The organism is Cytobacillus citreus (assembly GCF_018343665.1).
In the GTDB taxonomy this organism is placed as follows: Bacteria; Bacillota; Bacilli; order Bacillales; family Cytobacillaceae; genus Cytobacillus; species Cytobacillus citreus.
Map to the genome: position 1 here is coordinate 373481 of NZ_JAGYPM010000004.1, position 14697 is coordinate 388177.

General features: G+C 37.9%; 13 protein-coding genes. 11 read left to right on the forward strand and 2 right to left on the reverse strand.

Translation table 11 applies throughout. From position 1 onward, the window contains the following. Nucleotides 1–481 precede the first annotated feature (481 nt). Nucleotides 482–1033 carry an RNA polymerase sigma factor gene (locus KHA94_RS18355; RefSeq protein WP_213103576.1) on the forward strand — a complete coding sequence of 184 codons (552 nt, stop codon included), beginning with the start codon at nucleotides 482–484 and terminating at the stop codon, nucleotides 1031–1033. A gap of 327 nt (nucleotides 1034–1360) precedes the next feature. Here the strand turns inward: KHA94_RS18355 and KHA94_RS18360 are convergent, their stop codons facing one another. Beyond that, nucleotides 1361–1864: an acyl-CoA thioesterase gene (locus KHA94_RS18360; protein WP_213103577.1), complete on the reverse strand. Its 504-nt coding sequence runs from the start codon at nucleotides 1862–1864 to the stop codon at nucleotides 1361–1363. 155 nt (nucleotides 1865–2019) lie between these two features. Here KHA94_RS18360 and KHA94_RS18365 point away from each other — a divergent pair, with 155 nt between their 5' ends. From KHA94_RS18365 to KHA94_RS18385, 5 genes are all read left to right on the forward strand, one after another. After that, a complete protein-coding gene (locus KHA94_RS18365; RefSeq protein ID WP_213103578.1) occupies nucleotides 2020–2592 on the forward strand; it encodes a TetR/AcrR family transcriptional regulator in 573 nt (190 codons plus the stop codon). 158 nt (nucleotides 2593–2750) lie between these two features. After that, complete coding sequence (locus tag KHA94_RS18370) at nucleotides 2751–3704, forward strand: SDR family NAD(P)-dependent oxidoreductase (RefSeq protein ID WP_213103579.1); 954 nt, start codon at nucleotides 2751–2753, stop codon at nucleotides 3702–3704. Between the two features lie 601 nt (nucleotides 3705–4305). Then, the gene (gene ggt / locus KHA94_RS18375) at nucleotides 4306–6078 is read left to right on the forward strand and encodes a gamma-glutamyltransferase (protein ID WP_213103580.1); all 1773 of its coding nucleotides are present in this window, start codon (nucleotides 4306–4308) and stop codon (nucleotides 6076–6078) included. 117 nt (nucleotides 6079–6195) lie between these two features. Further along, nucleotides 6196–6639, forward strand: a complete 444-nt coding sequence (locus KHA94_RS18380; RefSeq protein WP_213103581.1) for an NUDIX hydrolase — start codon at nucleotides 6196–6198, stop codon at nucleotides 6637–6639. A gap of 1 nt (nucleotide 6640) precedes the next feature. Then, the gene (locus KHA94_RS18385) at nucleotides 6641–6967 is read left to right on the forward strand and encodes an SCP2 sterol-binding domain-containing protein (RefSeq protein ID WP_213103582.1); all 327 of its coding nucleotides are present in this window, start codon (nucleotides 6641–6643) and stop codon (nucleotides 6965–6967) included. Nucleotides 6968–7287: 320 nt separating this feature from the next. Here the strand turns inward: KHA94_RS18385 and KHA94_RS18390 are convergent, their stop codons facing one another. Beyond that, entirely contained in the window at nucleotides 7288–7785 is a 498-nt protein-coding gene (locus KHA94_RS18390) for a GNAT family N-acetyltransferase (protein WP_213103583.1), read from the reverse strand. A gap of 204 nt (nucleotides 7786–7989) precedes the next feature. Between KHA94_RS18390 and cls the strand changes: the two genes are divergently transcribed. The 5 genes from cls (at nucleotide 7990) to KHA94_RS18415 (ending at nucleotide 14579) form a co-directional block, all read left to right on the forward strand. Continuing rightward, a complete protein-coding gene (gene cls / locus KHA94_RS18395) occupies nucleotides 7990–9501 on the forward strand; it encodes a cardiolipin synthase (protein ID WP_213103584.1) in 1512 nt (503 codons plus the stop codon). A gap of 110 nt (nucleotides 9502–9611) precedes the next feature. After that, complete coding sequence (locus tag KHA94_RS18400) at nucleotides 9612–10550, forward strand: alpha/beta fold hydrolase (protein WP_213103585.1); 939 nt, start codon at nucleotides 9612–9614, stop codon at nucleotides 10548–10550. A 50-nt stretch (nucleotides 10551–10600) separates the two neighbouring features. Then, nucleotides 10601–11992 carry a TldD/PmbA family protein gene (locus KHA94_RS18405; protein WP_213103586.1) on the forward strand — a complete coding sequence of 464 codons (1392 nt, stop codon included), beginning with the start codon at nucleotides 10601–10603 and terminating at the stop codon, nucleotides 11990–11992. A 1-nt stretch (nucleotide 11993) separates the two neighbouring features. Continuing rightward, nucleotides 11994–13352, forward strand: a complete 1359-nt coding sequence (locus tag KHA94_RS18410) for a TldD/PmbA family protein (RefSeq protein ID WP_213103587.1) — start codon at nucleotides 11994–11996, stop codon at nucleotides 13350–13352. Nucleotides 13353–14042: 690 nt separating this feature from the next. Continuing rightward, nucleotides 14043–14579 (forward strand): GNAT family N-acetyltransferase, encoded by a 537-nt coding sequence (locus tag KHA94_RS18415; protein ID WP_213103588.1) that lies wholly within the window; start codon nucleotides 14043–14045, stop codon nucleotides 14577–14579. Nucleotides 14580–14697: the final 118 nt, after the last annotated feature.

Genomic DNA, 14697 nt, shown 5'->3' on the forward strand with positions numbered 1-14697 from the left:
TGTAGGGATGAACACAAGAAATTCGTCTATTAATATGAGAAATGTTTTTTTATTTATTGGTTGTGTTAAAGCTCAGTATTGAAAATGCTATTTTGTTGTTGATTTTCGCTGCAGGCGCGAGATCCTCGAAAATGCATTCGCATTTCCTTCGTGCGGTGTTAATTCGGGGAAGATTATTCAACGTCCTGTGGGAAATGCGTGTCCAGGGGAGACCCCACAGGAGCGCTCTTCGACGAGAAGGCTCCCCGACCGCCCGCGATCGCTTGTGCGCCTGCAGCGGAAATCAACAAATAGCTTATTTTATCGCAGATTAACGGGCAGTAAGACCCTCACTTCAAGGATTCGCGTATGCAAAGAAGAGTAAGTGGGGGATCAACTGCCCGTAAATGCCCGATTGGTTCAACTAACCATTAGTGGGGGATGAAGAAAAACCCCCACTGATGGAAGTTTCACTTTATTTGTAAGTAAGGAGTAATTTGAGATGAAACCCAGTGTGAAGTTAGATTCAAAACAAGCGATAGAGCAATATTTCGAGGAATGTATTATTGAGCATGGCCGCTCTCTATTAAATTATATTTATTCATTAGTACAGCATAAGGAGCTAGCTGAAGATCTTTATCAGGAAGTGTTAATATCAGCTTTCATGGCATTACCATCCTTTGAGGAAAGAGCAAACGTCAAGAGCTGGCTATTTACAATTGCGATGAACAAATGTCGTGATTATTGGAGAAAAGAAAAATCCGCGAAAGTTTTTTGGGAAGAGAAGGTTTATATGTATGTGAATGACACGAATAGTGTTCACCTTCCGGAGGAGTCGGTTATTGCTCAATGCAATCAGGAGGAAATGAAAGACACGTTGAAGGAACTTCCGAAAATGTATCGGGATCCCTTATTACTATTCTATTATCATCACCAAACATTAATGGAAATTAGCAATACGACCAAATTGCCGATTTCAACAGTAAAAACGCGGATGAAAAGAGCAAAAGATCGGCTTCGTCCAAAGGTAGAAGAACTTGTTGTTAATGTATAAAAATAAAGAGCAGCCATAACCAAAATGGCTGCTCTTAAAAATGATTACATATTTTTATTTATCGCAGATTAACGGGCAGTAAGACCCCCTCTTCAAGGTTGCGAGAGAATTAAAGAAACCAAGTAGGGGATCAACTGCCCGTAAAGGCTTGTAAAATGAACACAGACTAAAAGCGCCACATCGTGTGGCAACGTCTGTGTGACCCACTTCCTGTGGGCCGCAACTAACCATCAGTGGGGGATGAAAGCCGACTAAGAACGCCACGTCCTGTGGCAACGTCGGCACTAGCACGTCCTGTGCGTCGAAAAACCCCCACTGATGGAAGTTTCACTTTATCCCATATGTATTCGCCCTATTTTCACTATCTATTCTTCTTTTTTTTCTGATTTCAGCTCGATCTTTTGCAGAATTGTATAAGCTTTTCTCTTCTTCTGACTCTGGAATGACTGTAGGTACTGGTGTTGGTTTTCCATCTTCTTCAACAGCTACCATTGTTAGAAAGGACATGGCACATACATTGCTTACGCCAGAAAGTAAATTTTCCGCCATCACTTTTACAAAAACCTCCATTGAAGTTCTTCCTGTAAATGTAACAAATGCTTCTAAGCAGACCGCATCTCCCTCATGAATAGGATGCAGAAAATCTACTGAATCAGTAGAAGCCGTTACAACACTTTTTCTGGCATGTCGCATCGCTGATATCGCCGCTACATCGTCTATGTAAGCCATTAGCTTTCCCCCAAATAATGTCCCATAAGAATTCGTATCTGGCGGCAGAACGATACTTGTTTTAACGACAAAAGACTCTTTACAATATTTTGATTCTTGCATATTTGCCTCCTAAATTTTCTCATATTTGAATTAATCATAACAAAGTAATATTAAAATTAATTAAAGAATTTTTTAAAAATGATAAAAATATTGCAAAATGAAATAATTAGGGATACAATTTGATTGACCGGTGTTCAAAACGAAAGGTGATTGAAATGACTCCTAGAAAACTTGCAAAAGATGAATTGACAAAAGATGCCATTATTGATGTAGCTCGTGATCTGTTTGTAACGGAAGGGTATCGTTCTACTTCAATGAGGAAAATTGCACAAACCCTGAAATGCAGTCACGGTGCCATTTACTATCATTTCAAAAATAAAGCAGAGCTATTTTATGAAATAGTAGAAGCGGATTTCAAAAAGCTTGATCAAGAACTAGATGACGTAATGGCTGATATGGCGTCCTCTAATGATGAAAAAATATTTGCTGTTTTGTATGGCTTTATTAAATTTGGTCTGACTCACCAAAAGCATTATGAAGTGATGTTCTTGATTCGTGATGAAGAACTTCAATGCCAAGTTCAAGATAAACCAAATAATAGCTATGAAAAATTTGCTCAGACTATTGCCAGCTTGAGCGCTAAACAGCTTTCGCCAAATGAAATTTGGTCTCTATTTATAAGTATGCACGGCTTTGTGTCCCATTATTGCAGATCAGATATAAAATTTGATGATGTGAAGAATCTTGCTTCATCACATGCACGCTTTTTAATTAAGGCAATTAAATAAATAAAGAAATGCAAGTGAATTTTTTAGATAGTATAAGAGTTCAACTTGATTAATATACATAATGAATTTTATATGCAGATAGGACTTGGCAAACGCCAAGTTTTTAAAAACACATATTTGAACAGTGGTTAATTAATTATGAAAAGGAGACAGATTATATGAAAACTGCCGCAGTTTTAGGTGCAACAGGTGGAATGGGAAATGCATTAACAGAGGCATTGATTGAAAGGAATATTAAACCGATTGCATTTGCGAGGTCTAAAGAAACCTTAATCAAAAAGCAATTGGAATGGGGAGTATCAAAGGCAGATATTATGGAAGGAGATGCTTTGAATCAACAGGATGTAGCTCAGGTTGTTTCAAAAGCGGACGTCGTTTTTCACACAATGAATATTCCATATCAAGATTGGGAGCCGAATCTCTACACGATACTTTCTAATGTTCTAGATGAATGCCAAGAGCAAAACAAACCGTTTATTTACGTAGATAATATTTATTCTTATGGATTACAAAATTCCAGAGTAGCAGAAACAGCTAGGAAAAATCCTCATACCAAAAAGGGAAAACTAAGACAAAGACTCCTTGATCAAATTGGAAGTTCGAATATTCCCTATATCATTGCTCATTATCCAGATTTTTATGGTCCATATACTGGCAATACCCAATTGCATTACACACTTGAACAAATAGTAAATAAAAAGTCCGGAAGATTTGTTGGAAAAACAGATATTCAAAGGGAGTTTATTTATATAAAGGATGGAGCTCGTGCATTAGTAGATTTGGCATTGAAGGAAGAGGCATACGGAGAAGTTTGGAATATTCCTGGGGCTGGAACCATTTCAGGAAAGGAGATAGAACGGATTGCGTCTTCTTACTTGGAAAAGGAAGTCGTATTAAAGCCTGTTCATAAGTGGATGATTCAAGCAATGGGACTATTCAATCCATTTATGAGAGAGTATGTAGAGATGATGTATTTAAATGAAACTCCAGTCATTTTAGATGGAAGCAAATATGAAAAACGGATTGGGCCTGTTCCAAAAACGCCATATGAGGAAGGAATTAGAGAAACTTTAAACTTCATTATGGAAAATAAGAAAGTCTCTTCACAATAAATGGCGCTTTTAGCTATTTATAAGGCTTATCACAAAATAAAAACAATTTGAGTATCTACTCTCAACCTTGTATAAAAAATGTCGTCGGTTTCCTTTCGCTGCGAGGCTTGCTCTACGAATCCGGTGAAAATTTTATATTAAACAGAAAAGAGAGCAGCCATGAATTCCGATCCAAGATGGCTGCTCTTAAAAATGAATATTTTGGTAGGTTTATTCCATATATCTTCGTTCTATTTTCACTATCTTTTTTTCCTTTTTTCGAACCTCAGCTCGTTCTTTTGCAGAATTGTAAATGCTTTTCTCTTCTTAGTCTCTGAAATGACTGCGAATACTGGTGTTAGTTTTCCATTTTCTTCAACACTGTGTAAAGTTCATTTTTTGAAAATCTTTCTTAACATAAACGATTAAATGTAAAATCTGTAAATTATATATAAGAATAAGACTATAATTAGATTCTTGTATAAATCCAAACTCATTACTTTTGAAGGGGACCTTATAGGAGAAAGTATTTAAAATTCAAGGATTAAAGTTTTAATTTTCAAATTTTTCTGTTTTCTTTGGTAAAATAGATTTGAAGTAAAAATAGATGAGGAGGGAAAGGATGAAAAAGACATGGAAAGCTAGTTTAGCCATTTTATTTAGCGTCCTTCTGATCGTAGGGACATTCCCTTTTAGCACTCAAGCCAAAGGGAAAAAGCTTGATTACGATCAATATAGCCAGGTTGCAGTTGGAAAGGACGGAATGGTAGCAACGGCTCACCCATTAGCATCTGAAATAGGTGCTGATGTACTGAAAAAAGGTGGAAATGCGATTGATGCAGCTGTAGCCATTCAATTTGCACTGAATGTTGTAGAGCCAATGATGTCAGGAATTGGCGGAGGTGGTTTTATGATGGTTTATGATGGGAAAACAAAGGAAACAACAATCATTAATAGTCGTGAAAGAGCCCCGCGAGGAGCAACCCCTAATATGTTTTTAGATAAAAACGGAAATCCTATTCCATTTGCAGAGCGTTCGACAGGAGGAACAGCAGTTGGTGTACCTGGAACGTTAAAAGGGCTGGAAACTGCATTGGAAAAATGGGGAACTCGCCCAATTCAGCAGTTAATAGATCCTGCTATCAAGCTTGCTGATAAAGGCTTTCCGATTGATTCTGTGTTAGCAGCAGCGATTTCCGATAATAAAGGAACGTTGTCGAAAACAGCAGCAAAAGATATTTTTCTTCCAAACGGAAAACCTTTGCTTGAAGGGGAAATACTTGTCCAAAAAGATTTAGCTAAGACCTTTAAACTGATTCGCTCAAAAGGGTCAGATGCCTTTTATAAGGGGCCGGTAGCTGAGGCACTCGCAAGTACTGTTCAAAAATATGGCGGTTCAATGACTACAGAGGATTTGAATAAATATAAAGTAACGATTGACAAGCCTATTTGGGGCGACTATCAAGGTTATCAGATTGCTAGTATGCCGCCTCCAAGCTCTGGCGGGGTGTTCCTCCTGCAAATGCTTAAGATATTAGATGATTTTAACCTATCTCAATATCATGTAGGATCATGGCAAAAATATCATCTTCTTGCGGAGACAATGCATCTTGCATATGCTGACCGCGCTGCATATGCAGGAGATCCAGAGTTTGTTAATGTACCATTGAATGGACTCTTGCATCCAGATTATATTAAAGAGCGTCAAAAGCTTATTAGCTTAAATAGTGTGAACATGAATCCAACGGCAGGGAACCCGTGGAAATATGAATCAGTAGTTGCTGCAAATTATGAACAGAAAAAACAGCCAAATGATCGTAAATATGGAGAAACGACTCACTTCTCTGTTACAGACAGATGGGGAAATGTCGTTTCCTATACGACAACCATTGAGCAATTATTTGGTACCGGAATTGTAGTTCCAGGATATGGGATTGTTTTGAATAATGAGTTGACTGACTTTGATGCTGTTCCTGGTGGAGCAAATGAAGTGCAGCCGAATAAACGTCCTTTAAGCAGTATGACACCTACAATCGTATTCAAGGATGACAAGCCGGTTTTAACTGTTGGTTCTCCAGGTGGTGCAACGATCATCACATCTGTATTACAAACGATTCTTCATGCAATTGAGTATGATATGGAGCTGAAGGCAGCGGTTGAAGAGCCTAGAATCTACACAAATAACTTAAACTCTTACCGTTATGAATCAGGTATCTCCAAAGATGTTATCGATAAGCTGAATTCTATGGGTCATAAATTTGGCACAAATCCTGTTACGATTGGAAATGTACAAAGTATTTTAATCGATCACAAAAATGGCACGTTCAAAGGAGTGGCAGACTCCAGCCGCAACGGAGCTGCTATTGGAGTGAATTTAAAAGGGAAGAAGAAATAATTGAAGTGGTAAGCGCCTCATTACATGGGGCGTTTTTTTGTATGAAAATGAATCAATATTCATTTTCAGGAGGAATGGACTGGCTTAAGGTGAATTATATAATGGGGGTGAATTTCATTGTTTTTCGTAAATGTGGAAGGTGCATTATTTCGAGGAAATCAATGGTTAATCATTGAGCGAAGTAAGAAAGAAGAACATGCAGGTGGACAGCTTTCTCTTGTTGGCGGCACAGTTGAGCAGGAAGGTCACTCAACTCATATCTTAGAGCGGACTGTCAAACGAGAAATTTTCGAAGAGGTTGGTATTCTAGTGAAGGATCATATTCATTATGTAAGAAGTACTTCATTTGTTACTGATAAAGGCATTCATGTCATTGATATTGTTTTTTTATGTGAATATGAAAGCGGTGAAGCTTTTCGGAAGAGTCCTGATGAGGTAGATGATCTGTTCTGGATGTCAGCAGATGAAATTATTAGCCATGAAAACGCGCCGATATGGCTTAAAGAAAGCATTGTGGAAGCAGAAGTATTAAGAAGACGGAAAGAATTGAGGGAGAAATAACATGCCGGTAAAAGAAGAACTATTTCAGCTAATCGAAAAAATGAATGCAAATCCTGAACATATCGAGAATGAAAAGGACCGAGTTTTTCAAGTGAATTTAGATGAAAGCGGTCAATTGCAAATAGTAATTAAGGACGGGAAAGTGTCGGTAGAGGAAGGCACACTTCACGAATCAGAAGTAACTTTAATTCTTTCAGATAAAAATTTTTCGAAGCTTTTAAAGGATGACTTGAATACAACAATTGCTTTTATGACTGGTGGTTTGAAGGTAGAAGGAAAAATGGGTCTTGCCTTAAAGCTTCAGGAAATCGTGAAGAAGTATCAGTAAACAGTTGAAGTAGCAGAAACAAGAGAACTAGGTTTCGTGCCTGGTTCTCTTGTAATTCTTAAATTTAAGGCTGTGTTAAAGCTCAGTGTTGATAATGCTATTTTGTTGTTGATTGGAGCGGAAGGCACGAGATCCTCGAAAATGCATTCGCATTTCCTTCGTGCGGTGTTTACTCGGGGAAGATTATTCAACGTCCTGCGGGAGAAGCGAGTCGAAGGGAGACCCCACAGGAGCGCTCTTCGACGAGGAGGCTTCCGGACCGCCCGCGATCGCTAAGTGCCTGCAGCGGAAATCAACAGGGAAGTTTAACATAGCCAAATTTAAAAAAATAAAACCATATGCTCTTCATCATAATAGGTATCCCCTATTTTCAAAGCTCTTTTTTCCTCAGCATATACCTCAAAACCAAAAGATTCATAAAGCTTCTTGGCAGGTTCATTCGTTGCCTCAACGGACAAATATACTTGCTCAACTTCACCAAGTTCTTTTGCTTTTTCAAGTGCATTAGCTACTAATGTTTTACCGATCCCCATTCTACGCTTTTCAGGTGACACATACATCGCAACAATCATTGCTCGGTGTTTCAATTTGAGCTTTGTTTCCTTCAGTAGAGTAACAGTTCCTAATAATTCCTCGTTTTCAAAAGCTCCAAATGTGAACGAATTCTCCGATTGAAATCGATTTTTATAAACATCCTTAGAATAAGCTGCTTCCTCCTCGTAGCTCGAGGCAAAGGCTTCAGGATGTTTCTGTAGAGCCATTAATCTCATATTTCTATAAGCATCGGAATCATTTGGCGATAAAAGTCTAATATTCATAAGCTCCTCCTTCAATGATTTTTCTCTAATTCTACCATTTTTAAACCAAATTTAAACAAGGTTAATCACAAATTTAACCTTTCAATATTTAAATAAAGGAGAATATAGAAGATGAAAACGGATACTTGCTTTTAAAGCCGATTCATAATGGAAATGATAGTTGTAATTAGCCTCTATTTTTTTGTTTTGGAGAAGATGATGATAATGAGAAAACGCCGGGTTGAATTTCTAATTGCTTTTATTCTATTCATATCACTTTCTTTGCTCTTATTTAGCAATCTCAGCTTGGCAGCAAAGGCATGGATATCACTTATATATATATCAACGATCATGGTGAGTATTTACTCGTTAATGCTGGAAAATCGCTCTCCCCAGCATACACTCCTTTGGATATATGTACTTTTGTTTTTCCCGATTATTGGGTACTTGTTTTATCTCTTTTCTGGACAGCTCTATTTAAAAGGTTATCTATTTCGAAGCAAGCGGAAAAAAGATAGGGAAGAATGGAAAAAGGTATTGCAGCAGGATACATCACCAGATTTAGCTTTTTTACAGGATTATCAGCATTCATTTGCAAAATTCGCGAATCATACATCCCCTACTCCAATAAGTACTGCATCCCGATCATTTATTTTAAAAAATGGAGATGAGACCTTTCCAGAAATAATGAAAAAGCTGAAAGAGGCTGAAAAATTTATTCATATTGAATATTATATTTTTCGCTCTGATCGTTTAGGGAATGAAATCATTCGTATTCTGATTGAAAAAGCAAAAAAGGGAGTCGAAGTTTTATTTATATTTGATGCTGTTGGCAGTAGGAAAATTGGGCCGGAAGTTATTAAAGAAATGGAGAAGGCGGGAATAAGAGTAAATGCTTTTTCCCCGTTAAAGTATGGCTTTTTCAATCAAAAAGTAAATTTTCGCAATCACAGGAAAATCATCGTTATTGATGGAGAGATCGGTTTTGTAGGTGGACTAAATGTCGGTGTAGAGTATCTAGGTGAGAATGAAAAGGTTGGTTTTTGGCGGGATACCCATATGCTTCTTAAAGGGGAAGCAGTTTTTTTCCTCCATATGGTTTTCTTACTCGATTGGGAGTATATTAGCGGAGAGAAGATCCTCCAAAGATTTTCAACCTCCAAATCTGTTATTGATGATGGGATCCAGGACGGAGCTGTTCAAGTTGTGGCGAGCGGACCAGACACTCAAGCTGGACTCATGAGTGATTTTTATTTTTCAATGATCTCCTCTGCAACAAAGTCTATCTGGATTGCTTCTCCTTATTTTGTTCCGGACGAATCCATACGGACAGCGTTAAGAGTAGCAGCTGCGAAAGGGATAGAAGTTCGAATTATGGTTCCGGAAATCAATGATGGCTTTTTAACCCAATATGCTAGCAGATCCTATTTTCCTGAGCTGCTTCGCTATGGTGTAGAAATCTATTCATATAAAAAGGGTTTTTTACACCAAAAGGTTATCATTATCGATGGAAATCTTGCATCTCTTGGTACGGCGAATATGGATATGCGCAGCTTCCATCTGAACTTCGAAGTGAATGTTTTTCTGTATGGTACAAGCTCCATACGAGATCTCGTGACTCATTATGAACAAGACATGAAGGATAGTGAGATAATAAATCCTATCCAATATTATAAACGAGGATTTGTTGAAAGATCGAAGGAATCCTTTGCCCGTCTTTTTTCAGGCGTCCTTTAAAATGATGCAGCTTCTGGTTTCGAGGGGCTGTTTTTTTATATTAAAACCCTTGAAGCTCTCGCAACGTGATCTTTTACAATGGAGTTATCAATGATAAGGGAGAGAGTTCAATGGAAGAGAAAATATTCCATCTTAAAGACGGCAGAAAATTAGGTTTTATTGAGTATGGGAAAAATGATGGAATTCCGGTGATGATATTTCATGGAACACCTGGATCTAAAATATGGTTTAGGAAGGATGACGAGATCGCGAAAGAGCTTGGCTTAAGGCTAATCTCGACTGATAGACCCGGATTTGGTACTTCTGATCCAAACAAAAATAGAACTTTGCTAGATTGGCCGAATGATGTAAAGGAGCTGGCTAATGGACTTGGAATCGAAAGGTTTTCTGTATTAGGTGTATCCGGCGGCGGAGCTTATGCTGCAGCATGTGCGTATCAAATACCAGAAAGAATTGATCATGTATCCATGATTTCAAGTGTAGCTCCATTTAAAAACGGCAAGCCGCCGAAAAGTATGATAAAAGAAAATCGGATAGCTTTTTCTTTAGGAAAATATGCACCATGGCTAGTCAAGCTTTCCTATCAATCACAGAAAAAAATGATCGAGCAGAAGCCAGAGAGATTTATTGAGGCGATGAAAAAAGGAAATAAACATTTAAATGAGTGGGATCGAAAATATATACAAACAGATGATCAGATTAAAGACATGATGGCTCATTTATTAGGAGCCTTTCGTATCAGGGTGGACGGAATTGTAGAAGAAATCAAATTAATAACTAAACCGTGGGGATTCGAATTCGAGAAAATACAAATGCCTGTCCATATCTGGCATGGAAAAGAGGATGGAATGGCCCCATTTGAAGAAATTGAAAAAGTATCCAAGGAAATACCTATTTCAATCACGCACTTTGTATCGAAGGCAGGTCATTTTTTAATAGATGATGAGACAATTTGGAGATCTGTTTTAGAACAAATTAAGGAAGATCATCTATTATTTGTGGGAAAAGAAGGTCTCATTAGTAGTAAGAATAGGAAAATATTAGTATAATTATCTTGTTTTAATGATTCTGAATTATTAGATTGAAAAGGAGGGGTCTTATGCTATCGAAATCTGTAATTGAAGACGTCCTAACGGCTGCACTAGCAACCGGTGGAGATTTTTCCGAAGTATTCGTTGAAGATCGGTATACAAATAATTTGACACTTCAGGGCGGAAAGATTGAAAATAGCTTGTCAGGAAGGGATTTCGGGATTGGAATCCGCGTTTTTAAAGGCCTTAATAGTGTGTATACGTACACAACAGATGTGACAAAAGAAGGTTTATTAAAAGCTGCGAGAAATGCAGCACATGCTATTTCTGGAGAAACGATCATCCAGCCAGTACCACTTGTTAAAGAAATAATTACCTGTGCCCATCCGATAGCGATTCATCCACGAGAAACAGAAAAAATCCGAAAAGTGAATGTAATGAAGAAGGCGTACGAAATTGCCAAAAACTATCATTCTAGCATTCAGCAAGTATTGGTCCGTTACTTGGATGAGGAACAAAATGTTCTTATTGCCAACAGTGAGGGGAAATTTGTTGAAGATAAAAGGGTAAGAGGAAGAATGGCGATTCAGTCCATCGCTTCAGATGGAGTACAAATACAGCCTGGCTTTTACGGACCAGGTGCGCATAAGGGGTTTGAGTTTTTTGAGAATCTCAATCTTGAGCACTATGCTGCTGAGGCATCTCGAATTGCTGTAACGATGCTTAGTGCAGAGCCTTGTCCGAGTGGAAAGTTTCCAGTTATTATCGATAATGAATTCGGTGGGGTTATTTTCCATGAGGCATGTGGACATGGACTAGAAGCCACAGCTGTAGCAAAGGATAATTCTGTTTTTGCTGGTAGAATTGGTGAGAAGGTTGCATCAGAAGTCGTTACATATATTGATGATGGAACGCTTGAAAATGAGTGGGGATCGATTACGATTGATGATGAAGGCGAAAAAGCACGGAAAAATGTTTTAATTGAAAATGGGATTTTGAAAGGTTACTTGATTGATAAATTTAACGGAAGAAGAATGGGAATGCCTTCAACAGGATCAGGCAGAAGACAGTCATACCGTTTCGCACCTACATCAAGAATGACAAATACCTTTATTGCGGAAGGGGAGTCAACACCAGAAGAAATCATTTCCAATACAGAGCATGGCATCTATACAAAATATATGGGCGGTGGTTCAGTAACTCCGGCTACAGGCGATTATAATTTTGCCGTTATGGAAGCGTATCTTGTGAAGGATGGCAAGATCGGCAAGCCACTTAAAGGAGCTACTCTTGTTGGAAATGGCGCCGAAACATTACAGCTCGTTGACATGGTCGGAAATAATTTAGGACACGGTGCAGGGATGTGTGGCTCATTAAGCGGAAGTATCCCTGTTAATGTTGGTCAGCCAATGATTCGTGTAAGTGAAATGACGGTTGGCGGAAGTAAGGAGGTTGAATAGGATGAATGTTCAGGAATTCCAGCAAAGATTATTTGAACTTGCAGAGCAGCATGGTTTTCATGATATGGAAATTTACTTTGAGCGGGAAGAAAAATTTGGCTGCGCCTTGTTCAAAGGGGAAATCGATTCCTACGAAACTTCTGAAGTAGCAGGGGCAGCATTCCGTGGTCTCTTTAATGGGAAAATGGGATATGCGTTTACAGAAAAATTAGACGAAGACTCCCTCCAATTTCTTGTTGAAAATGCAAAAGAAAATTCTCAATTTATAGAAGAAGAAATTCAAGAAGATATTTTTTCCGGAAGTGAGGTTTATCATGAAGGCAGCTTTCATTCTTCTGAACTAGCAAAAGTAACAATTCCGGAAAAGATAGCTTTATTTAAAGAAATCGAGAATCATATTTATGAGTATGATGAAAGAGTAACGGGAACGGATTATTTTATTCTCGAAAGTGCTGAGTCAGAGCGTTTTATCATGAATAGCAAGGGACTTTCGCTTAAAGGGAAACAGAATTATATCGGCATGTATATTTCTGTTGTTGTAAAGCAAGGGGAAGAAACGAAAACAGGCACGTATATTAAGATGACAAGAGATTTCTCTTCCTTTGTTCCCAAAGAAATTGCAAAGTATGCTGTTGAAGAGGCTCTATCCCAGTTGAACGCACAGTCAGCTGAAAGCAAGCGTTATCCTGTTTTATTGCGAAATGATGCAGCAGCTAGTCTACTTCAAACCTTCTCTCCTATTTTTTCTGCAGAAAACGCACAAAAGGGACAATCACTTTTAAAGGATAAGGTAGGAGAAGTAATTGCTGCGGAAGAATTACAAATAGTAGATGATCCATTTTTAGAAGATGGGCTATTCAGCAGGACGTTTGATAGTGAAGGTGTAGCAACAGTAAAGAAGGAAATTGTGAAGAACGGAAAGTTAATTACTTTGCTTCATAATCGCAAAACAGCTGAGAAGGCTGGACTAGAAACTACAGGGAATGCTTATAAATCTTCCTATAAAGGTTCCTTGACGGTATCTCCAACCAATTTATATGTCATCCCTTCAAATAAAGGCTTTGAAGAGCTCATTGCTTCTATAAGAGAGGGCATCATCGTTACGGATTTAGCAGGATTACATTCAGGAGCTGACTTTGTTTCCGGTAACTTCTCTTTAGCTGCAAATGGTTATTTTGTTAAAGAAGGAAAAATTCAAAACGCTGTTAAACAAATGACGATTGCCGGCAATTTCTACGATGTATTAAATAACATTGAGGGAATTGGCTCCGACTTAGAGTTTTCAATGAACTTTGTTGCGCCAGGCTATATTGGTTCTCCCACGTTATTAATTAAAGAGTTAGCTGTAACAGTCGAATAGCTTAAAAGGTGTGGTCTCATAACCTTCATGAGACCACATTTAAAATATTTCTTTGTTTAATAGTTTCATGAAGCTTCCATGAGACCACATAAAGGTAAAATTCTTTGTGAAGTGGTCACATAAGCTTTCCATGAGACCACATAAAGCAAAAATCCATTGGGCAGTGGTCTCATAAGCTTTCTATGAGACTACATAAAGGTAAAATTCTTTGTGAAGTGGTCACATAAACCTTTTCATGAGACCACATAAAGGTAAAAATCTTTGTGAAGTGGTCTCATAAGCCTTCCATGAGACCACATTTAGGGTGAAATTCTTTGTGAAGTGGTCACATAAGCTTTCCATGAGACCACATAAAGCAAAAATCCATTGGGGAGTGGTCTCATAAGCTTTCTATGAGACCACATAAAGGTAAAATTCTTTGTGAAGTGGTCACATAAGCCTTCCATGAGACCACATAAAGCAAGAATTCTTTGTGAAGTGAGACCACATAAAGCAAAAATCCATTGGGGAGTGGCCTCATAAACCTTCCTTTTAGCAAAAATCAGGGACCACATAAATCGATTTTTCCAATAATGTGAAGTCCCTTCTTATGTAGATATAAGGGTTTTAAGACAACCCAGACTTTATATTAGAGATTTGACAATTACGATAAATACCACCCCAATATTGACTGAAAAGGTGTGTATGAAAATGGAAATTTTAAACGCAGAACAAATCTTTTTGCGTTCACTTGCTTTGGAAGATGCCGAAAAGGTAGAGGAATATGCAAGTGATTATGAAGTAGCAAAAACGACTTTAAATATTCCAAATCCCTATCCGAAGGGTGCTGCAAAGGAGTATATTGCTAATATTTTGGAGGCTGAAAAAGAGGGAAGAGTCATCACATATGCCATTGTCCTTAAAGAGGATAATGGCTTAATCGGCCTTATCAGTATTCGTCCTGTTATGGAGCATCGTCGTGGCGAACTTGGCTATTGGATTGGAAAGCCATTTTGGGGCAAGGGATATGGAACGGAAGCAGCAAAATTATTAATCAAATTTGGATTTGCTGTTTTAAACTTAAATCGAATTTATGCTGCTGCTTTTACAGACAATCCAGGCTCATGGAGAATCATGGAGAAATGCGGAATGAAGCATGAAGGGATTTTACGCAACCATATTCTTAAAGAAAACAAACTTATCGATTTAACGTTTTACAGTATATTAAAAGAAGAGTATACGCATTAATATTTTTTACATAATATCTCTCATAGATTTCTCCTATGAGGGATATTTTTTTAAAAAGAAATGAAAACAATTATTGAAATTCCCCTGTATGTAAACAGAATTTTCTACTTATATTTAA

Excerpts from the sequence above, each read along its gene's own strand:
- KHA94_RS18355 (WP_213103576.1), top strand. The coding sequence starts at position 482 with ATGAAACCCAGTGTGAAGTTAGATTCAAAACAAGCGATAGAGCAATAT.
- KHA94_RS18360 (WP_213103577.1), bottom strand. The coding sequence starts at position 1,864 with ATGCAAGAATCAAAATATTGTAAAGAGTCTTTTGTCGTTAAAACAAGT.
- KHA94_RS18365 (WP_213103578.1), top strand. The coding sequence starts at position 2,020 with ATGACTCCTAGAAAACTTGCAAAAGATGAATTGACAAAAGATGCCATT.
- KHA94_RS18370 (WP_213103579.1), top strand. The coding sequence starts at position 2,751 with ATGAAAACTGCCGCAGTTTTAGGTGCAACAGGTGGAATGGGAAATGCA.
- ggt (WP_213103580.1), top strand. The coding sequence starts at position 4,306 with ATGAAAAAGACATGGAAAGCTAGTTTAGCCATTTTATTTAGCGTCCTT.
- KHA94_RS18385 (WP_213103582.1), top strand. The coding sequence starts at position 6,641 with ATGCCGGTAAAAGAAGAACTATTTCAGCTAATCGAAAAAATGAATGCA.
- KHA94_RS18390 (WP_213103583.1), bottom strand. The coding sequence starts at position 7,785 with ATGAATATTAGACTTTTATCGCCAAATGATTCCGATGCTTATAGAAAT.
- cls (WP_213103584.1), top strand. The coding sequence starts at position 7,990 with ATGAGAAAACGCCGGGTTGAATTTCTAATTGCTTTTATTCTATTCATA.
- KHA94_RS18400 (WP_213103585.1), top strand. The coding sequence starts at position 9,612 with ATGGAAGAGAAAATATTCCATCTTAAAGACGGCAGAAAATTAGGTTTT.
- KHA94_RS18405 (WP_213103586.1), top strand. The coding sequence starts at position 10,601 with ATGCTATCGAAATCTGTAATTGAAGACGTCCTAACGGCTGCACTAGCA.
- KHA94_RS18410 (WP_213103587.1), top strand. The coding sequence starts at position 11,994 with ATGAATGTTCAGGAATTCCAGCAAAGATTATTTGAACTTGCAGAGCAG.
- KHA94_RS18415 (WP_213103588.1), top strand. The coding sequence starts at position 14,043 with ATGGAAATTTTAAACGCAGAACAAATCTTTTTGCGTTCACTTGCTTTG.